Below are 22,219 nucleotides of genomic sequence, written 5' to 3' on the forward strand. Positions count from 1 at the left end.
CTCATTCATTTAGCTTTCTAGCCTCTGCAACCTTTGAAGCAATGGCGGATGTGAATAATTCACAAACACATACCAAGGGTGTGGATTTATATTGCTGAGTGTTTTGACCGATAAAGTTTTGAGTGCCTCAGCTAGAGGCTTTCCTGCAAAAGTTTCCTTAGCAAAAGCATCTGCCTCAAATTCATTTTTTCGGCTGAGCCAATTCATCCCTATACCGATGATCATTGAAATCGGAGAAAAAAGCATTGTAAAGCCAATGATATTCAGTTGGGCTGACCATTCTTGCCCACCTAGAGCCAGACTCATAGCTTCACTGAAAATAAATTGGGAAAGTAGAAAAAGAAGCAAACCAACTTGTAAAATCGAAGTAATCATTCCCAAAATGATATGCTTCTTTTTGTAGTGTCCAATTTCATGTGCCAATACTGCAACCAACTCATCCGGTGGATGCTGATCCAATAAAGTATCATAAAGGACCACCTTCTTTCTTTTTCCAAAACCGGAAAAAAAGGCATTCGCTTTTGCAGAGCGCTTGCTTCCATCCATCACGAAAATATTGTCCAAGGGGAAGGACACGGATTTGGCATAATGAATAATCTTTTGCTTAAGTTCTCCATCCTCAAGGGGTGTGAGTTTATTGAATAAGGGCAAAATCCAAGCCGTGTAAAACAGGTTAATCAGAATCATAAAAGTGGCAGCCACCAACCAAAATATCCACCAAAAGTGGGGGCCCATTTTATGAATCAACCCCAAAAAAACAAGCAATAATCCTCCTCCTATCAAAAGACTGAGGACATATCCTTTGAGTTTATCACTGAAGAAAGTCTGAAAAGTGGTTTTGTTAAAACCATATTTTTCTTCGATAACAAAGGTGCTGTAATAGTCAAAAGGCAAGCTTATAATATCTGAGCCTATGAAAATCAAAGCGAAAAAAGCTACCGAATGAATCAGCGGATTTTCGAAATAAGTACCTACCCAGGTATCGATCGCTCCAAACCAGCCATTCCAAATAAACAAAAGCGTCAACACGAAAGAAAATACTCCTGAAATAAGGCCAAAGCGGAAATTTTCGAGTTGATAAGCTTTGGATTCTTTCAATTTATCCTGACTCAAATATTCTGACAGGGTCTTTGGAATAGCAGGAATTGGCTGCTTAACATTAAGAAAACTGAGGGCTTTCTCAACCAAAAACCCAAAGACCAACACCCCTACGAGTAGGTATTTTAAATTCTCCGGACTCATGTACTGATTTTAAAATTTCGGACAAGGTAAAACAGTGTCCCTTCGCAATGGCTTGCCTTGATAGCTGTTAGGAAGGGTCCAGGATACACTGAGTTCGTGTGCTCCACCGGATTGAATTCCCAATTGGGAAACGGTATAATCGAAACTATAGCCAATATTCAAACCATTTAGCAGGTTAACTCCCACCATCATTACGATTGCGTCTCGGTTACTTTGATTATTTACTGGTTTATAAGGAAGACCTCTATACCATAATCCAAATACAATAGGCTCAACATAAAAATAGGCTCCGACGTCCAATTGTTCGAATGGGCCTTGACGCTTGTAGTTAAATGTTGGAGTCAAAGATCTTTGTTTACGTGCATGAGTAAAGTCTCCGCGATAACCTCCCTCTCCCAATGGAATTCTGTAACCTCCATGAAGTGAAAACTTAGCAGGAAGCGGGCTTAACCCATCCACAAAGGACTGATTAGGCTGATTTACATGATGAGCAGATAATCCCAGCCAGAAATTTTCTGTAAAAAACAATCCACCTACTGAAAGAGAAAGCATGCTTACTGGATCTCCCAATCCAGGGATATCCGTACCTGGAAGCAATGGCCCGAAGGGATCATTGGGATTGATTTCATTGGCAAAAACTAAGTTTTCATAAAAACCAATCTCTCTTCGAATATAAGTTGCTTGAAATCCTGGACGGAAATAGGAATTCTGTCCCAATTTCAATTCATAAGAAGCCATTCCAGAAATACTCGTAGATCGAAGTTTGGACGCTCCTTCCGTATCCTGCATCACATGGACTCCTAATCCAATATTATTATTAGGAAGATAAGTATCATAAAATGCAGAGAAAGTAGTGAACTGGGCATCAATACTCGGCCATTGATTCCGATAGTTGAAGCCAACTCTACCTGTCAGTTCTCCTCCAGCCATCGCAGGGTTAAGATACAATGGGGCAGCATAATATTGGCTATATTGCGGATCCTGAGCTAAAGCCCGTCCCGATAATGCCAAAAGCATTCCCACAAAAAAAACAAGTTTCAGAGAAGACCGTAACAAGGAATTGTTCGTTTATTTGAGTACTCAGTCAGCTTCTAAAACGTTTTAGTGTTAAGCTTGTTTTAGAAAGCAGTTGGAAAAATATGAAAAGCAGACCGCATTCCATACATATCACGCTTTTTTTCATCCTCTTTTTTGGATTTGGGCTTGTCCAAACTGGATTTGGTCAGGGCTTTAATGACAACGAGTGGATTTTTGGTTATTGTGAAGGAAGTTCAGAAAACAGCTATTTATCTTTTGGTAAGGGAGAAAATCCTACCGTTCAGACACTTCCCGGAACTGTTATCATCGATAAGTTTAGCAATGCTCTTGCCATTGATCCTATTACTGGTCAACCTCTCTTCTATTCCAATGGCTCCATCGTCTATGATTACAGCGCCTCACCTATTCAGGGTCAAGTAGGCAATCTCAATGGTCCAATTGATACCCGTCAGCAAGTGGCTACGGGATTCTTGAGCTACGAACCGGATGGAGATAAGTTGTTTTACCTTTTTTATGTTTCTCCAGCGGGTCAACTTCTCTATTCCTTAATTGATATGAATGCCCCGGGGCAAGCTACTGGAAATGAACGTCCTTTAGGTGAAATCATTGAGCAAGATGAATTTATAGGAAATGCACAGGGCGCGATTTTGGTTGTCAAAACACCTGCTTCTCCTTCCTACCTAATTAGCTTCAATGGTGGAAATCTCATTGCCAGGAGATTGGAAGCTACTGCAGGGGATTTCACACAAACGGATACCGAAGCTATCCCTTTTACCCCTAAAGCCATTGTTTTTGACCCGGATAGAGGTGAATTGATTTTAATTCCTGAGAATACAGGAGATGATATTTTAGTTCTAGATTTCAATACCTCTTCTGGAAATTTTGGAAATCCGCGACCTATATCCAATAGCGGAGGAGCTGATCCAATTGAAGGGGCAGCATTCTCTCCAGATGGGAATTTTATTTACTTCTCCAGAGGAAATGAATTACTCCGAGTTCCTACATCGGATCTTTCGGCTACTCCTGAAGTAATTCCCTTAGACCCTGCTCCATCCAGTATTTATGACATGAAAGTAGGGCCCGACGGAGAATTGTATTTTCTGTACGAGGAAGTTGATGGGGGGCCTCAATTGATGGGTAAGGTTGAAAATCCAAATGAAGAGGATTTAGCAGCGATAACCGTCGATATTGATCCATTTACAGGCACGGATTTTTGCGGAACCATATTCCCTGTTTTTGGTCCAAATGCGGATATAAGTCCTACTGTTGATTTTACCTGGACACCGGATGAGCCTTGCGCAAATAACCCTATCCAATTAGTCAGTGAAATTCTTCCAGAGAATTATCAGCCGGTATCTTTCAATTGGGAATTCAATCCTCCTTTGACAGATTCTGATGGAAACCCCGTCCCTGCGGATTATACCCAAGAGCATTTCTTGGTCCCAGCTGATGCAACTCAGGAGCAATCGATCTCGGTAACTTTGACCGTCACGTTTGCGGATGGACAATCAGTACCTGTGACCCGTGACATTACCCTTACAGAAAATAATCTCGAAGCAGATTTCACCCCAGCAGATACCACCATTTGTGAAGGACAATGCGTGGATATCAGTGCTCTTCTTCAAGCTCAAAACGCTGCTGGCCAGCAGGATGGAGAGGCTCCGGGAGGAAATATGGATCAGTACGAGTATTTCTGGTCCAATTATAAAGATGAAGGCTGGACTAGTCGACAGGAAAACGAAGTTTGTTTACCAGGCACCTATTGGGTTCTAGTCCGAGAACAAGGTTCTAGTTGCTATGCCTATGCTGAAATCGATGTAAAAGTTTGGGATTTACAGGATCAGAGTAATGGAATCTGGTATTTCGGAAATGGTGCTGGTTTGAACTTCAATCCGGACCCTGATGATGAGACAGTACCAGTACCAAGGCCTATTGATTCCCCTCACCCCCAAAATATCCCAGCAGGTACCACAACTATTACTGATTCCAGTGGGGAGGTTCTGTTTTTTACTGACGGAGAATCCGTTTGGGACTTAAATGGAAACCTAATGGAAAATGGGGACAATATTGGAGGGGACAACACCTCTTCCCAGTCCGTTATCGCGGTAGCTGTTCCCGAAGAACCAACATTATATTATCTATTTACCACACAAGCCACAGCCAATGGCACCAACGAGGTGAAATTCTCCCTCATCGATATCAAAGCAGAAAATCCATCTGGAGTTGGTAATGTAGTAACGAAAGACAATTTTCTGTTCAGCCCCTCCACCGAGCAATCAGCAGCTTTAGTAAATGGCGATACGACTTGGGTACTTTTTCACGAATTGGGAAATAATACCTTCCGAGCCTATCCTGTTTCAACTGAAGGTATCGGACAACCGGTTTTCAGTTCTGTAGGAAGTAATCACGGATTCAACGCTGGCGTAGGGGCCATGAAATTCAGTCCTGATGGTGAAAAAGTTGCCGTAACCATTTCTGAAGGTGGCTGTAATCGATTAGAAATTTTTGATTTCAATGCCGATACCGGAGAACTCACCGAATATGCCCTGTTAGATTTAGGCTGTGATGGAGAAGTCTATGGTTTGGAATTTTCTGATAGCGGAGATAAAGTTTTTGTCTCCTACCGAAACGGAGGACCGGGAATTGAAGAGTTTACCATACGGCCTGTAAATGATGAAGACGATCCGGATTCGGCCACTTGTCCTTCCTGTTTTGGAAATGCTTCTTCTCGACCACAAATCGAATCCTGTATTTTATCAAATCGGAATACGGTAAGTGGAACAGGCGGATTGGATTTGGGAGCCTTGCAAATTGGACCTGATGGCAATGTGTATGTGGCTGTAGTCGGCTCCAACCAAATCGGTCAAATACTTGTCGGAGCAGGTTGTAATTCCACCAGCTCTTTCAATCAGGATTCCGTGGAGCCAATGCCTGGAACAACAAATCTTGGTCTCCCCTCTTTTGCACAATTAGGTGGAAGTTCGATTCCTGAACCAGCCCTAGCAGGCCCTCCAAGGCTTTGTTTGGACCCAGATGCAGGTGCAACGGCACTTTTCGAAGGAGGAGGCGAACCGGATATTGACAGTTATTTCTGGACTATTACTCATGAAGACGGAACTGTGATCTTGCAAGATTTTGGAGGTCCTGGAGATCAGTTTCAGACTTTGGAGCAGATTTTTGACACACCAGGACTTTACACGGTAAATTTGAACGTAACTCGTTGTGCTACTCCGGATTATTATGACGCTAGTTTGGAGATTCAAATTGATGCTCCACCTACTTTAACTTTGGAATCGGATATCACCCTATGCTCCGGAAATCCTGTAGAACTTACAGCAATTGAAGGGTATGATCCTTCTGAAGGGCTCTATGATTTCTTATGGACCAATTCGGCCGGTCAGGTATTTGGAGATGAAAATTCCAATACGATTACGGTTGATGAAGAAAGTATTTACACCGTACAAGTGACGTATCGATTGCCTGATGGACTTTCTGATGAGGAAGCTGCACTATTTGAAACTTGTCCAGCTACTGCAGAAGTTTTTGTAGGCCCAGCATTCGAATTCGATATCAATCAAGATGCGCAGGAGGTCTGTTATGAAGATTTTGTCATCAACTTTGCTCCTGACACACCTATTTCCGGAGAATGGTATTTTGAGCAAAATCAAGACGGAAACCCAGTATTGATTGGTGAATTTTTCGAGTTAGCATTAAATGTAAGTTCACTTCCTGGTCCTGGAAATTATGAGATTATTTTCATCACCGAAGACCCGATTTTAGATGGATGTACTGTTGAAAAGCGGGTGGATTTGATCGTAAATGAGCTTCCACTATTCACAGCCACTCAAAGTAGTCCAGCTACTGATTGTTCGACAGCAGATGGGGGATTTGAAATATCCATTCAGGGGAATGCCAACACAGTTACTATTCAAGAAACAGGAGATATTTTCAATAATGTCAATGCTGGGGATGTGATTCCTGTCCCGGATCTTCTTCCTGGAGTTTATACGATAGAGGCCGAAAATAATTTTGGATGTACCTATATTGGAACTGTCACGGTTGAAAATAATAATCCGCCGGTGGAATATACTTTCACAGTTACTTCAACAGATGAAACTTGTGGTCCATCTGGCGTGGAACCGGGATCAATCACTATTTCTTTTGATAATGGAATCCCATCAGGAGGAACCTATGTGATTACTCGACAAGGTGATGGTCAAGAATTTACTGGTTCTTTACCAAATCAGGCATCTTTTGATGTTCAAGTTCCCTATGGTGATTATGCTGTAGAAATCCTCGATCCTACCAATTGCAGTATTCCTGATCCCGCGATTTATTCCATTGCTCAAAAATTCACCGTGAATTTTTCAGTTCCAACTGATTTCACAGCCTGTGAAAATTTCACCTTCCAACCCGAGCCTTCGGAAAACATAACGTTCACCTTATTGAATAATACGGGGAATTCTATTGCTCCAGACGGAGATGGAAATTTCACCATAACTCAAACTGGACTTTATACCATGCGAGGGGAAGATCCTACAGGGGAAAACTGCCCATTGGAAATACCGATAAATGCTACTATTACTCAACCAATTCAGTTTCAACTAGACGGACCCATCGTAGACTGTCAGGCAGGTGTCGCCTATGAGGCAGTCCTAACTAATGCAGACCCTGCTGATGTTTTATTTTTATGGAAAGATGATTTGGGTGTTATTGTAGGTCGTCAACAACGATTTGTTCCTCCTCGTGAAGGTGATTACAGCCTAGAAGTTCAGCCAGCTTCAGGTGCCCAATGCCAAGGAAACTCCATTCCATTTACTGCAGTAGTTTTGGATGAAGATGTCGATGTGGAATTGGATGTCACTCCATTCTGCGGAGAAGTGACTAGCACCACTATTTTGGTTTCTGCTGATTTGACCAATGTGGCTAATATCGAATGGTATTCTGTCCAAGGCGGAACGCGAACTCGAATTCCGCAATTCGATGATCTACCTATCGTTGAAGTGAATCAGGAAGGAACTTATGAAGTAATTTTGAGAAGTGCAGCTGGATGTGATATCGGAAGAGCAAGCGGCTTGGTTGTAAGATCTACAATTATTCCTCCGGTAGTTCCAACAGGTTTTACCATTTGTGCCGTCGAAGGAGTAACTACGAGTATCGATCCGGGGGATTATGATAATTATACCTGGATCTTAAATGGAGAAGTTGTGTCTAATGAGGCCATATTTACACCTTCCCTACCTGGGGTTTATGAAGTGATCGTCTCCGATAATTTAGGATGTGAATATGTAGAAACCTTTGAGGTTTTTGAAGACTGCGATCTTAAAGTCATTTTCCCTACAGGGGTGGTTCTTGGGGACGAGAATCGAAATTTTGTTATTTATGCCAATGAATACATCGACGAAGCAGAGGTTTTTGTCTTCAACCGATGGGGGGAATTGATTTTCCACTGTTCTCATGAAAACTTAGAACCAGCTCAGCCTTTCTGCCCTTGGGATGGTCAAGTTAATGGAAAATTGGTGCCCAATGGAACATATGCCGTAGTCGTGAAGTTTACCAGTAGAGATCAAAACTTAACCGAACAACAAGTCAAAGCAATTACGATTATTCAATAGTATGTTAATTCTAATTTCACCAGCCAAAACCCTCGATTACAGTACTCCCAAAATTGATAAATACAGTCAGCCTGACTTTACCACAGATATCAAATCCTTGGTGGGAGTCATGAAAAAAAAGTCAGCTAAAGATATTGCTAAGCTGATGTCTGTCAGTGAAAACTTAGCGCAGCTCAACGAGGAAAGGTACAAAACCTTTCAAAAGGATTTTACCCCTGATAACTCAAAGCAAGCGCTCCTGGCTTTCAAGGGCGATGTGTACACCAAAATAGATGTGGACAATTATTCGGAAGAAGATTTTGAGTTTGCGCAAGAACATCTTCGGATACTTTCTGGATTATATGGGCTTTTGAAGCCTTTGGACTTAATTCAGCCTTACCGCCTGGAAATGGGGACTAAGTTAGAAACCAAAAAGGGCAAAAATCTATATGAATATTGGGACAAGAAAATTGCAAAGGCAATCAATGCTGCTGCTGAAGGTGCTCCAATTATCAACTTGGCTTCTCAAGAATATTTTAAGGCGGTAGATTTAAACACCTTAAAATCTCCCGTAATCAATATTCACTTCAAAGAGTATCGAGATGGAGAACATAAAGTAATCGGTCTTTTCGCGAAGCAAGCAAGAGGTAAGATGACCAATTTTGCCATCAAAAATCGGATCACATATCCAGAAGATTTGAAAACATTCAATGAGGAAGGTTATGAATTTTCAGAGCCATTGAGCTCTGATTCGGATTGGGTTTTTGTACGTTAAAATTTTTCCGCCCGAGTTATTAAAAAGACTCGGGCTTTTTTTACGCCGAATTCATTTTTGTATCTTTATAGATTGATTATCAGATATTTTTATCTCCCCGAATTTTGAAGGCAATTATCTCACTAACTTGGTTCTCCTTGTTTTTGCTCTTTATCCAAGTTGGTTCTGAGCCGAAATCCAATTTGTATGAGGGTAAAGGGGAATTATTCTCAAGGTCCTTGAATGACCCGATGATACAAGGACCGGATCAGCTTTGTAATGTATTTGGAAGTGTATTAGGTACTTTTTCAGGGGGAGGAAACCCCGAAACTGACGTTTATCAGTGGACTATTTTAGGACCAAGTGATCAGATTCTATTTAATCGAACAGGCGGTTTTGAAGAAATCAGCTACACTTTTGGATTATTGGGGTCTCATAAAATACAATTGATTGTAAATCGTGGGGGGATTCAAATTTATGAGGAAGAAAAGGTAATTGAAGTAATAAAAGGGCCAGATATCACGCTTAATCCGAGCTATCAAATTTGTAATGGGCAGGTGCTGACAGTTGAGGCTATAAGTCCGTCATCTGAAAACTTCTCTGATTATGAATTTGAATGGAGAGATGAATCTGGAAACATCATAGGAAACGAAAGTTTACTTGATATTTCCTCTATTGGCAAATATGAAGTGACTTTTTTCTTTCCAAATTCTTCCGGAAATCCAGAATGTACAACAACCATTCAAACAGAGGTTAAGGAATTGCCAAGTGTTTCTATACAAGCATCAAAAACCAATCTTTGCCCAGGAGAAACAATCAATTTTACTACAGACCCATTAATTTCAGGCGATTGGTATATCCAAAAATTAGGTACATCGACTCCTACAAAAATTGGAACGGGAAATTCAATTACAGTTTCAGGTGGAGGAGCAATTAATGAACCTGGTGATTATGAAATTATTTTTAGGCTAGAAAACCCGAATAATCCTAGTTGTTCGCCAGAGGATACAGAGACTATTACATTCAATTTTCTTCCAAGCATTGAACTAGTTGAAGCCTTTGGTTCTTCAGGCTGTTTTATTCCCGACGGCGCATTACAGGTAAAAGCTTTAACGGATCTGGACTTTATTTCGATTGAAGGAATAGGACAAAGTCAAGGGCCATTTAACTCCGGAGATATTATTGATTTTACAGGGCTTGAGTCTGGGGCGTATAGTCTTGTTTCACAGTTGAATGGCTGTGTTTCATTATTTGGAACTGTTGTACCCTTATCAGACCCTCCTCCCGGACTTGAATTTGAAATTGAGAACATCGAACCAGAGGTATGTACAGAATCCGGAAAAACTTTGGGGTCTTTTATATTTCGAATGATTAGTGGACCGCTAGAAGGTTCTTACAGATTATTAAATTTTAGAGGTGAAGAAATATTCACTCGCTCAGCCTCAGGGCTAGAGTCTGAAAAAATTGAAATCGGAGGAGGGAAATATTTCTTTGAAGTTTTTAACGAGGATAGTTGTAAACTCCCAAAACGTGAAGAATTTGAGGTCCCCGGCTTAAACCAGGTGAATTTTAATATTCCCGCGAATTTAAATATCTGCCAATCATATGACCTTATTCCATCTAGCTCTCAAAATCTAGAATACACGCTGATTTCACCGGATGGTTCGGAAACCACAAAAACAGCGAATGAACCCTTTACCTTAACCGAAGCGGGTGAGTATAGTATGGTTGGTCGACTTGCTGGTCTTGGAGATCTTTGCCCCTTATTGAAAACTTTCAATGTAACATTGGTTGATCCTGTAGACTTCGAGCCCAAACTAATTGATCAGGATTGCTTTGGTAATATGACATATGAAGCAGACATATTTGGCAGAGATCCAAGTACTGTAAAATTCCGTTGGTTTGACGAAAACGATCAACTGGTTGGAACAGGGCAATTCCTAAACCCTACAAGTTTTGGAAACTTCAAGCTCGATGTTCAGCCAGCTAATAGTCAAGCCTGCCCTATACCTCCAGTGGAATTCGAAATCAAGCAACCTGTTTTGGAGGTAGAGGTATCGCTAGAATCTACCAAGCTTTGTGAATTTGGCCCAAGAGCAATACTCGATTTGAGCTCCACATTCCCTGAAGAAATAACGGATATTGAGTGGAGACGCTATGACTTTGAGGGAAATATAGAGGACCTGCCCCAATTCATCAATCAAACCCAAATCACAGTCGATGTGGAAGGGGTTTATGAGGCAGCTGTTTTCAGCCGAATTCCATCAATAAATAAAGACTGTGAGTTAGGAAGATCTACCCTTCGAATCGACCTAATCCCGGATAAAGTGCCTTTTGATATTCCGGGTGATCTTTCAATTTGTGATCCCTATGAGCTCCTCCCAGATACTAATGGAAACCTGGAATTCCTTCTTACTTTTCCTGATGGGAAAGAAGAGATCAAATCATCAGGTGAGTCATTTACTTTGGATCAGGAAGGCGAATATGTTCTATTAGGTTATGATCCTGATATTTCAGGACCGCTCTGCCCTGAGCAGAAATTATTCAATGTGAGAATCAACCCTCCAGTGGAATTTGAACCTGTTTTGATCAACTTGGACTGCAATGGGGTATATGAATATCAGGCTGACGTTAGCAATTATCTGGCTGACCAAGTCGACTATTTCTGGAGAAATGCTAGTGGAGATCTTTTATCAACTGATCAGATATTTCTGTCGGACGAATATGGAAATTTTACCCTTGAAGTTCAACCCTCGGGCTCCATTGCTTGTAAAATTAACCCAAAGGATTTTAACCTACCACAACCGATATTATCTATTCCTACCGCAATCATAGCAGAAACCCTCTGTCCAGATCAACCTGACGCTGCTCTTAGACTTGAGGCAGATTTGGAACAAGTTCAAACTATTGAATGGTGGTATACAGATCTCAGCAATAATACTTCCCAGCTCAACCAAAACAACAAAACAGAAATCTTAGCAATTGAGGAAGGAACTTATGAAGTTAGACTGTATAACCGGTTTGGCTGTGTCATTGGAAGAGATGAAAATTTGGTCATAAGAAGTACTGACCAATTTAGACCCGAGGTTAAGGATTCTTATAAAATATGTCCTCGATTAGATTTAGGACCTCAAATAAATCCTGGAAACTTTGCCTCATATGAATGGTATTTTGAAGGTCAAGTAGTGTCATCTGCAAGTACCTTTAAGCCTTCCCAAATTGGACAATATGACTTGGTGGTTACAAGTGCTGAAGGCTGTGCCTATGCTACAAGTTTTGTAACCGAAGAAGAATGCGAATTACGTGTTCAATTCCCAACCGCCATAACCCCTGAAGATCCTGATAAGCCATTTTTGATTTATACCAACTACTTGGTTGATGAACTGGAGTTATGGATTTTTAATCAATGGGGAGAGTTGATTTTTAATTGCCAAAATTCCGAGCTAATCACCGAAGAATCAACTTGTGTTTGGGATGGCTATTATCGAGGTAAAAAAGTACCAAATGGTGCTTATTCCATCCGAATTGATCTAATTAATTACGAGAAAAATATCCATAAAACGCAATTTGGATCTTTAATGGTGATTGACTGATAATTAATTCCGGTAATGGAACATTTTTTGCGATAGCGAATTGTCAGAATAATTAGTGAGTACTCCAAACTTACTCATCACCCTAAAAAACAATTAATTGCAAGCCTTTGCTCAGTTTTCATTTACGAAGATTGAGATCAAATTGGTTTGGACAATTTTCTTGATTTTGGCTTTTATTCCATCTGGTCAAAACAAGAATATCGATTCCTTTCCCTCTCTTGAGTCTCATCGCTTTGCAGACCCTCAACTTATAGGACCTGAAAATCTTTGCATTGTTTTTGGAGGTGTGATTGGGACTTTTAGTGGAGGTGGAGATCCAGGAGACGTATATACTTGGAAGGCTATTGACCCAAATGGCAATGAATTTTTTAATAGAACTGGCGGTGGAGCCCCTTTTGAAACTGTTAAAATATCATTCAATGAAATTGGATTATACCAAGTCAGCTTGAGTGTAAGAAGAGGAACTCAAATAATTTATCAAGAATCACAGACTGTCCGGGTACAAAAAGGCCCAAGTTTAGAATTAAAAACAGATTATCTTCTTTGTGGGAGCGATCCAGTGGAACTTATTGCTATTGATCCCTCAACTTCAAATCTAGAGCAATACACGATTATTTGGAGAAACATTGAAGGAGATATTATTGGAAATGGAAATAGCATTTTCGTAAATAAAGAGGGCTATTATAAAGTTGAGTTTTTTCAAACTAGTAGTACTGGGTCAGCTGAATGTGTTGTTAATGGATCTACCTATGTGGGCCCATCTTTGGATTTTAAACTAACTCTTTCCCAGTCTACACTTTGTCAAGGTGAATCTCAAAAGCTTGGACTAGACACGCCAATTTCAGGTGATTGGTTTTTGATTAAACCAGGAAATAACACTCCAGAACCCCTTGGATCTGCATTTGAAGTTAATCTTAAGAGTGAAGAAATACAGGCACTAGGAACTTATACAGTGATTTTTTCAGCAATAGATGAAAATTATCCTGGATGTAGGTCAGAAAGGAGAACAACTTTCGAAGTCCGTGAAAAGCCAAAAATTGACATCCGGATTTTGGAGAAACCAGACAATTGTTCTGAACCAAACGGCTCTTTTTTGATATCAGCTCTATCTGACCTTGATTCTGTAAGAATAGTCGAACTTGATTATTTAGAGACCAATTTAGGTACTGGAAATAGCATTTCCTTGTCTAACCTAAATCCACAAGTCTATACCATTCAAGCCTATAGTAACCTTTGTAAATTCACCACTTTACTTGATCTAGATACCAAAAACCCTCCAATTACCAATCCCAGTACGCCAGATATTTTTGAGCCGAATTATGAAATCACAGCAGAAAGCTGTACCGAAAATGGTGTTAAACCTGGAGTCCTTACACTCCAATTTCAACAAGGCCAAGTAAATGGAACTATTCGTGCTTTATCTCCTGGGTTTGGAGAAGTTCAAGCCGATAATATTACAGCTCAGGACCAAGTTCAATTTACGCTTTCAGGAGGCACATATTTGATTGAATTGAAAATTGACGGGTGCACCTATCCAGTTCGGGAAATTACAATTCCATCTCTACCCCAAGTCAATTTCAGTAACCCGGGGAAAATCAACATTTGTGAGCAATTTGAGCTGATTCCCGAAACAAATGAAAACCTAACCTTCACATTAATTGATCCTGATGGGCTTGAAGAGTCTCGGCAAAAAGGAGAATCATTTGTACTAACAAAAGAAGGGACTTATAGATTAATTGGAGAAAGTAATGAGGCCAATGGCAATTGCCCTCGAGAAATTAACTTTGAAGCTACCCTTTCTGATAAAATTCAATTTGATCTGGAATTATTCGAGGAGGATTGTTTTGGTAATCAGGTATATCGTGTAATCGTTGAAAATTTTGACATCTCCAAAACTTCAATTCGATGGCTCAATGATCAGGGAGAAATTGTCGGAAGAGGAGAGTATTTCTACCCTACTGCATTGGGAGATTATACGGTAACAGTCCAACCATTAGCAAGCGGCTTCTGTGAAGTAACTCCTATTCCTTTTTCAATTCTACCTCCGGTTCTATCAGTTCCAGTGGACTTAATTGCCACCAAAATTTGTCCTGATCCAGCCACTGCCATTGTAACGCTAGACACTCAAGAAGAAGAAGTGGATCGAGTGGAATGGATTTTTTATGATGAGAATAATAATAGGGAAGATCTCATCCAATTTGAAAACCTTTTTGAGATTGAAATAGATCGACCTGGAAATTATGAAGCGGTTGTATATAATAAGATTGGTTGTGAAATAGGCCGAAATTTTATTCCCGTAGAAAATAGTACCTTATTAACTGAGCCAAATTTGGACGAACGATATGCCATCTGCTCAAAACCAAATTCCTATCCGGGAATTGATCCTGGCTCTTATGCTTTGTACGAATGGTATTTTGAAGGGCAATTAATTTCTACTGCGCCTATTTTCAAACCTGACCAGGTTGGAGAATATACCCTCATAGTTAGCACTGCAGACAATTGTGTCTTCTCAGATAATTTCGAGACTTACGATGCCTGTAACTTCCAGGTGATATTTCCTGATGCTATGGTGGTTGGTGATCCAAATCAGGATTTCAGGGTAATAGTCAATGAAGGAATCACCGAAGCAGAACTTTTTATTTTCAATAGGTTTGGAGAATTGGTCCACCACGATATCACTCAAGAAATCCCAATCGAATATCCTTTTTTTAATTGGGACGGAACTTCAATTAACGGAAGAAAAGCCCCGATTGGGACCCTTGCTGTTTTGCTAATTGTCAGAAATTCAATCTATGGCTTTGAAGAAAAAATCACAGGCTCTCTTCTGGTGATTGATTAGCCAGTGAAATTTTTATAACTGGAAAAGTCAGAATGCAATATTTTTCCTATTTTGACAGCTTTCAATCGAATGCATTATCAATCCTAATCCAAAAAAACCTAAATCTATGACGCAAAACATCAACCGAACCGCGCTTTTCAATGCCAGCTGTCTGGCCTTGATTACCACCGCATTCACCTTTGCCATTCGTGCGGGAATCCTTCCCCAACTTGGTGAAGACTTCGGACTAACTGCTGAGCAGTTGGGCTTTATAAACTCCATGTGGTTCCTAGGCTTTCCGATATCCATGATTTTGGGTGGTCTTTTTTACCACAAACTTGGCCCAAAAGTCATCATGAACATCGCCTTTGTCACCCACACTATCGGTATTTTGATGACAATTTATGCAGGTGGTTATACTACTCTATTGATCTCCACTCTATTTATTGGTTTTGGAAATGGATGTACAGAAGCAGCTTGTAATCCTATGATTGCAGACATGTACACTGGAGTAAAAATGAATAAAATGTTGAACCGCTTCCACATGTGGTTCCCTGGAGGTATCGTTTTAGGATCCTTGATCTCCAAGTTTATGACTGATGCCGGAATGGGATGGCAGCCACAAATTTGGGTAATGATGATCCCTACTATTGCCTACGCGGTATTGTTCTTTGGAAAAGCATTCCCTAAACCACATGTAGAAGCAGCTACTTCTATTTCAAGTAACATCAAGGCAATGATTAGCCCGCTTTACATCTTCTTGTTTATCTGTATGTCTATCACTGCGATCACCGAATTTGGTACTCAGCAGTGGGCAAATGTGGTATTGGATAGCTCAGGAGCAAGTGGTATGTTGATTTTGGCTTTGACTACTGGTGTAATGGCAGTAGCACGGTTTTTCGCAGGACCTGTTGTTGGCAAATTGGGACAAACCGGTGTTCTTCTCAGCGGTGCGGTTTTAGCGGCTATTGGAACATACATGTTTAGCGTTGTAACTGGTCCAGTTGCCTATGTTGCTGCCGTTGTATTTGCTTTGGGTGTGGCTTATTTCTGGCCAGTAATGGTAGGTGCAGTTGCTCAACGAGTTCCTCTAAGCGGTGCTTTGGGAATGTCGATTATTGGTGGCGTGGGAATGTTCTCTACTGCAATTTGGCAGCCAATCATTGGTAGCTGGATTGACTCAGCAAGAGCGACTAATGTGGCAGAAGGACTTACTGGAGCACAATTGGAATTAGCAACTGGACAAGAGACGCTTCTAAAGCTCACCATGTTCCCTTCCATTCTAATTGTCCTATTTATAATCCTGTTTATCTGGCAAAAAGGAAGTAAACCTGCATTATCTTCAGCAGGTCACTAAAAATAAGATGCAGCCTTCGGGCTGCATTTTTTTTTAATTATTGACAGGAATAACTTTCGTATTCGTCTTTAAAAAGCGACCAAATTTTCCCATCCTCATCGCGATAAGTAAGCACCTCGGTTCGGATACTAATTTCAATCGTATGGGGAGTTTCTATGAGTGTTCCATCAATCAAGGTGATGGTACAAGGCCCTTTGATTTTTTTGACATCTACCAGGCCAATATCCTGTAGCCAACTTTCACACCCGGCAAGGATAAATAAAAGTGACCCAAAACAAAAAAGTCTAATGCCTCTCATAAAGCTTAATTTGATACCAAAGTAACCACATTGGTTACAAAAAAAAAGCCAAATTAAATTGGAGAAGAATTTAAAAACTGACCTTGAAGCCTCTTAAGGACATATTTGAGGACGAGACAAAGCAACAAAAAAAGCCCAACCGTATAAGTTGGGCTTTTGTCTTTGTGACCTCGTCAGGATTCAAACCTGAAACCTCCTGAGCCGTAATCAGGTGCTCTATTCAGTTGAGCTACGAGGCCGAAAGCGAATGCAAAGGTATTGAATATCGTTTTGTTTTCAAATATCACCTTCAAGCTTTTTTTTAATACAAAAAATTTCATCAAAGCAGACTTAAGAATTATTAAGAGCAAAAGCAGGTTAAATCCTTTGGGATTTTCTATTTTTGCCCGCATTAGCATGGAGACTTGTTGCTTTTCGATGATTACAGGCAAATCAAAATAATTTGTGCAGTGACAACAAAGTTTCCTTTGATCGCTAAAAAAGAATACTATCAAATGAAAAAACTATTCGGATTATTACCACTTCTATTCCTGATCCACTTTGTACAGGCCCAAGAAACCAAAACTCCAAAAGTACCAATCGGAGGTCGTCCCAATATCCCTTCTGACCTTAAGGTAGAGTTCGGTTTTAATGTATTGAATAATAGACCTGCAGATCTTAGTACTGGATTTTTCGGATCAAGAACACTCAATATTTATTACCAGCACCCAATCTCAATTTTCGGAGAAACATCTGGAGTGACATTTAATCCGGGTTTTGGAATTGGAACAGATAAGCTTGCTTTTAATGACGAAAAAAATCTTTTCAATGACCCTGAAAAAGGACCCGAATCCAGTCAACTTTTAGAGCTTACAGAAGTTTTTGGAGATGATATTCAAGTGAATAAAAACACCTTTGCGCTTAGCTACTTTGAAGTACCATTGGATTTCACATATCACTTCAACAAAACCAATTATTACAAAGGATTCAAATTGACTTTTGGTGGTAGAGTTGGCTTTCTTTACAATGCCCACAGCAAAATCAAATTTGAAGATGAAGATGGGGTAAGTCGAAAAATCAAAGACTCCCAAAATTATGGATTCGAAAAAATCCGATACGGCTTATCATTGAAAGCGGGATCACCTGGTTTTTATGTTTGGAGCTACTTTGGTCTAAATCGACTTTTCCAAGAAAATCAAGGTCCTTTCGACAACAGGGCTGCTCAAATCAGTTTTGGTGTCGCGGTTAACTTATTCTAATTATTCACCGGGTCAATAGCCCGGTTTTTTTATGACCAAATCCATTGGAATCCAAAATAGCAACTCAAGAATCCAAAAATAAATCCTACATAAACCTCCAACGGCTTATGCGCATTTAAAAACAATCGTGAAGATGCGACCCCTCCCGATAAAAAGATAGAAAGTAAAAGTGGGTACAGGGATTGAAAATTGGAAAATCGGAATCCTAATACCAAAACTAAGGCGACTAAACCTCCTACCCCGGTCATATGAGCTGACATTTTCCAGAAAATAGTCACTATAGTCAAAATCACCACAACTCCCGAAATCAATGCCATGGTTTCCCAAATAATCGGATCCAATTCAGAAATCCGATGCATAAAATAAGTAGTCAATAAAAAATATATGCTTGTTACAGAAAAAGGAATAATTCTGTCTTTTGTAGTGTGCATATGAAGACTTTTGACAGTTCCACTTAGCCGAAGACCAAATATGGTCAACATGGGAATCACTAATGTGGACATCAAGATCAGGTAAAAAATTCGAGTCTTAAACTCAAAAGGCACGCTAGTAGATTCTGGTACGCCAAAAAGGATCATTCCAAATACCATCATTGGAATGATTAGTGGCTGGAAAACAACAGAAATTACTAATGAACTGATTTTCCCCACTACAACTCTTTTCTTAATCTAGCAACCGGAATCTGTAATTGTTCTCGGTATTTGGCAACAGTTCGCCTTGCGATATTATATCCTTTTTGGTTGAGTAATTTGACCAATTTGTCATCTGAAAGTGGCCGCTTTTTATCTTCTTGGTCAACCATACTCTGCAATACAGATTTGACCTCTCGGTTACTTACATCTTCCCCACTATCGGTAGAAATACCTTCGGAAAAGAAATATTTCAAAGGATAAACGCCGAATTCGGTTTGCACAGCTTTACTGTTGGCCACGCGAGAAACAGTGGAAATATCCATATCGATTTTCTCTGCGATATCTTTCAATATCATCGGACGCAAATTTGTCTCATCACCATCCAAGAAAAATTCGTACTGATACTCCACAATGGCCTCCATCGTTCTAAGCAAAGTATTTTGACGCTGCTTGATCGCATCAATAAACCATTTAGCCGCATCCAATTTTTGCTTGACGAAAGTGACCGTCTCCTTGAGTTTCTTGTCCTTTTTGTCGGATTTATCATATGCATCAAACATTTCTGCATAAGATCGGGAAATACGAAGTTCAGGAGCATTTTTTGAATTCAAAGAAACCTCAAGCTTCCCTGAATTATTGGTCAAAATAAAATCAGGAATAATATACTGCGTCCGAACCAAGCCGTCCGAAGTTCCTCCAGGTTTAGGGTTAAGCCGGGTGATCAAATTGACTGCTTCCTTGGTCTCTTCTTCAGTCAAGTCACACTTCCGCTGGATTTTAGAATAGTGCTTTTTGGTAAACTCATCAAAACAATCCTGTACAATCCGAAGGGCATGTTGCACTTCCGGGTCGTCCGGATGTTCTTTTCGCTCCAACTGAATTAAAAGGCATTCTTGAAGATTTCGGGCCGCAATTCCTGCCGGATCAAAATTTTGGATTTTTACCAAAATTTCTTCCACTTCATCAATGTCAGTTTCGATATTTTGGCTGAAGGCTAAATCATTGATAATGGCTTCCAAATCCCTGCGGATATAGCCATCGTTTTCGATACTTCCAATCAATTGCTGACCGATCAGTTTCTGCCGATCATCCAGTTTCAAAAAATTCAATTGCTGGATCAATTGTTCATGCAAGGATGCCTGTGAAGAAATCGGTATTTCTCTGTCCTCTTCGTCCGGATTATAATTCCCGTCCCCATGCATTTTATACCCACTATACTCATCATCGAGATAATCATCTAGGTTGATATCCCGATCTTCCATTGGCATATCTTCCTCATAATTATCCTCAAAGGTATCGTCTTGAGAAGATTCCTCTTTTTCTTCCCTTCCCTCTTCTAAGGCGGGATTAATTTCCAACTCTTCCTCAATTCTAGCATCCAATTCAGCAGTAGGCACCTGCAGCAATTTGATAAATTGGATTTGCTGAGGAGAAAGCTTCTGAGAAAGCGTCTGACTAAGATTTAACTTCTGCATTTGGGAAATTTAGAACCGATCCTGTAGGTTTAAAAAAGCTTTTTCAACTGAAAAAGCCTTGAATTCAAAGTTAGGAAAAACGCGCAAATTTTTGATAAAAAGCTTATTTAATCGTTTTTTTGCAAACCCTTTTAGCGAGCAAGGAAGCTCAAATGAAATTTAATCAACGCAATCATGGCATTTAACAAGCGGGTCAAAATCAAATCTTTACTGGAACAGCCCCTTATTGGAGCTGAAGTCACTATTATGGGCTGGGTACGAACCAAACGTTCTAATAAAAATGTATCATTCATCGCCCTGAATGACGGTTCCATTATCACCAACTACCAAGTGGTTGCTGACCCGAATGTGATTTCGGAAGAAACTCTAAAAAAATGTAGTACCGGAGCTTGTCTAAAGGTAAACGGCACCATTGTGGAGTCGCAAGGCGCTGGACAAGCAGCAGAATTACATGCTAGTTCTATTGAGGTTTTGGGCGAAGCAGATCCTGAAAAATATCCGCTACAGCCTAAAAAGCACTCTTTGGAATTTCTCCGAGAGATCGCTCATTTAAGAATGCGCACGAATACCTTCAGCGCAGTTTTCAGAGTCCGCCATGCCCTTGCCTATGCTGTTCATAAGTATTTCAATGACAAAGGGTTCTTCTATATTCACACTCCAATCATCACCGCTTCCGATGCGGAGGGAGCTGGAGAAACTTTCAAGGTAACTACCTTAGAAATCGGCAATCCTCCAAGAACCGAAGATGGAGCTGTAGATTTTAAGCAAGATTTCTTCGAGCGAGAAGCTAATTTGACGGTATCTGGTCAGCTAGAAGGTGAATTGGCAGCTTTGGCATTGTCTGAGATTTACACTTTTGGGCCTACTTTCCGGGCTGAAAATTCCAATACTACTCGTCATTTGGCTGAATTCTGGATGATTGAACCAGAAATGGCTTTCTATGATGCAGAGGATAATGCGGATTTAGCCGAGGATTTCTTGAAGTATTTGATCCGATACGCTTTGGAAAACTGTGAGGATGACCTCAAGTTTTTGGAAGCCCGACTACTGGAGGAGGAAAAGTCCAAGCCAGCCGATCAACGCTCTGAAATGGGCTTGATTGAAAAGCTGAAGTTTGTAGCTGATAATGACTTTGTTCGAATCACCTATACCGAGGCAATCGATATTTTGAAGAATTCGAAACCAAACAAAAAGAAGAAATTCCAATACCTGATCGAATCATGGGGCGCTGATCTTCAATCTGAGCATGAGCGTTATCTGGTAGAAAAGCATTTCAAAAAGCCGGTAATTTTAACAGACTATCCAAAAGAGATCAAAGCCTTCTATATGCGTCAAAATGAAGACGGAAAAACGGTAGCGGCTATGGATATTCTTTTCCCTGGAATCGGTGAAATCATCGGTGGATCTCAGCGGGAAGAACGAATGGATAAACTGGTTCAGCGAATGGAAGAAATGCACATTCCAACCGAGGAAATGTGGTGGTTCTTGGATACACGTCGATTTGGTTCTACCCCACACGCAGGTTTCGGACTTGGTTTTGAACGAATGGTCCAATTCGTAACTGGAATGGGTAATATTCGAGACGTAATAGCCTTCCCAAGGACTCCTGGGAACGCAGAATTTTAATTCAAATCCCCGGCTAATCAGTCGGGGATTTTTTTATACTGATTCTTTGAATACTGATACATTGGATGTGTCCGGACATTCCTCAAAAAGTTGGCGAATGGTTTTTCCTAAAACAGGATGAACCAAATCGGGAAGGACATCCATAAGGGGCCCTAAAACAAATCGCCTATTGGCAACTTCAGGGTGCGGGATTTTTAATTCGGGCAAATCAATCATTGCATTATCCCAAAACAAAATATCAATATCCATCGTCCGATCTCCCCATTTCACCAAACGCTTCCTACCCATATTTTTTTCGATCTGCTGGATTTGCTTTAAAAATCTCAAGGGACCCAACTTTGTTTCAAGAACCAACGCCTGATTTAAAAATGCTTCCTTTGCAACTCCACCCCAGGCCTCGGTAGCGAAAATCTGAGATTCTGCAACCAAATTTCCTAAACTACTGACAGCCGTTTTAGCATTTTCCAAGAGTCTCTTTCGATCTCCTTGATTACCCCCCAAAATCAAAACAACCTCATGAACCATTTCTACTTTTAAATTGATTTTCAATACTA

Annotated in this window: 13 protein-coding genes and 1 tRNA gene; 7 read left to right on the top strand and 7 right to left on the bottom strand. The window is 40.4% G+C overall.

The genetic code is table 11. The features are described 5' to 3' along the window. Positions 1-9: 9 nt before the first annotated feature. Positions 10-1,242: a M48 family metallopeptidase gene (locus E4S40_RS13335; RefSeq protein WP_135075025.1), complete on the bottom strand. Its 1,233-nt coding sequence runs from the start codon at positions 1,240-1,242 to the stop codon at positions 10-12. A gap of 9 nt (positions 1,243-1,251) precedes the next feature. Next, the gene (locus E4S40_RS13340) at positions 1,252-2,298 is read right to left on the bottom strand and encodes a PorP/SprF family type IX secretion system membrane protein (RefSeq protein WP_135075028.1); all 1,047 of its coding nucleotides are present in this window, start codon (positions 2,296-2,298) and stop codon (positions 1,252-1,254) included. An 83-nt stretch (positions 2,299-2,381) separates the two neighbouring features. On the opposite strand from E4S40_RS13340, the gene E4S40_RS13345 reads away from it, so the two are divergent. The 5 genes from E4S40_RS13345 to E4S40_RS13365 all read left to right on the top strand — a co-directional run bounded on the left by E4S40_RS13345 (position 2,382) and on the right by E4S40_RS13365 (position 16,396). Next, complete coding sequence (locus tag E4S40_RS13345) at positions 2,382-7,895, top strand: T9SS type B sorting domain-containing protein (RefSeq protein ID WP_135075031.1); 5,514 nt, start codon at positions 2,382-2,384, stop codon at positions 7,893-7,895. A gap of 1 nt (position 7,896) precedes the next feature. Then, positions 7,897-8,649: a peroxide stress protein YaaA gene (yaaA, locus tag E4S40_RS13350; RefSeq protein WP_135075033.1), complete on the top strand. Its 753-nt coding sequence runs from the start codon at positions 7,897-7,899 to the stop codon at positions 8,647-8,649. A gap of 104 nt (positions 8,650-8,753) precedes the next feature. Next, positions 8,754-12,221 (top strand): gliding motility-associated C-terminal domain-containing protein, encoded by a 3,468-nt coding sequence (locus tag E4S40_RS13355; RefSeq protein WP_135075035.1) that lies wholly within the window; start codon positions 8,754-8,756, stop codon positions 12,219-12,221. Between the two features lie 97 nt (positions 12,222-12,318). After that, entirely contained in the window at positions 12,319-15,060 is a 2,742-nt protein-coding gene (locus E4S40_RS13360; RefSeq protein ID WP_135075037.1) for a hypothetical protein, read from the top strand. A 106-nt stretch (positions 15,061-15,166) separates the two neighbouring features. After that, positions 15,167-16,396, top strand: coding sequence for an MFS transporter (locus E4S40_RS13365; protein WP_135075039.1), 1,230 nt, complete (start codon positions 15,167-15,169; stop codon positions 16,394-16,396). A 37-nt stretch (positions 16,397-16,433) separates the two neighbouring features. On the opposite strand, the gene E4S40_RS13370 is transcribed toward E4S40_RS13365, so the two are convergent. Continuing rightward, positions 16,434-16,694, bottom strand: coding sequence for a YgdI/YgdR family lipoprotein (locus tag E4S40_RS13370; protein WP_135075042.1), 261 nt, complete (start codon positions 16,692-16,694; stop codon positions 16,434-16,436). A gap of 165 nt (positions 16,695-16,859) precedes the next feature. Further along, positions 16,860-16,933, bottom strand: a tRNA-Arg gene (locus E4S40_RS13375). Positions 16,934-17,188: 255 nt separating this feature from the next. Here E4S40_RS13375 and E4S40_RS13380 point away from each other — a divergent pair. Beyond that, on the top strand, positions 17,189-17,932 hold the full coding sequence (locus E4S40_RS13380) for a porin family protein (protein WP_135075045.1): 744 nt from the start codon (positions 17,189-17,191) through the stop codon (positions 17,930-17,932). Positions 17,933-17,961: 29 nt separating this feature from the next. On the opposite strand, the gene E4S40_RS13385 is transcribed toward E4S40_RS13380, so the two are convergent. Together E4S40_RS13385 and rpoN are read right to left on the bottom strand one after the other, a co-directional pair. Then, the gene (locus tag E4S40_RS13385) at positions 17,962-18,525 is read right to left on the bottom strand and encodes a PA-phosphatase (RefSeq protein WP_237563196.1); all 564 of its coding nucleotides are present in this window, start codon (positions 18,523-18,525) and stop codon (positions 17,962-17,964) included. Between the two features lie 56 nt (positions 18,526-18,581). After that, positions 18,582-20,039: an RNA polymerase factor sigma-54 gene (gene rpoN, locus E4S40_RS13390; protein ID WP_135075051.1), complete on the bottom strand. Its 1,458-nt coding sequence runs from the start codon at positions 20,037-20,039 to the stop codon at positions 18,582-18,584. Between the two features lie 174 nt (positions 20,040-20,213). Between rpoN and asnS the strand changes: the two genes are divergently transcribed. Beyond that, positions 20,214-21,665: an asparagine--tRNA ligase gene (gene asnS, locus E4S40_RS13395; protein WP_135075054.1), complete on the top strand. Its 1,452-nt coding sequence runs from the start codon at positions 20,214-20,216 to the stop codon at positions 21,663-21,665. Between the two features lie 33 nt (positions 21,666-21,698). Here asnS and folK read toward each other — a convergent pair whose 3' ends face one another. Next, entirely contained in the window at positions 21,699-22,214 is a 516-nt protein-coding gene (gene folK, locus E4S40_RS13400) for a 2-amino-4-hydroxy-6-hydroxymethyldihydropteridine diphosphokinase (RefSeq protein ID WP_237563197.1), read from the bottom strand. Positions 22,215-22,219: the final 5 nt, after the last annotated feature.

It is taken from the genome of Algoriphagus kandeliae, assembly GCF_004571135.1.
Classification (GTDB): Bacteria; Bacteroidota; Bacteroidia; order Cytophagales; family Cyclobacteriaceae; genus Algoriphagus; species Algoriphagus kandeliae.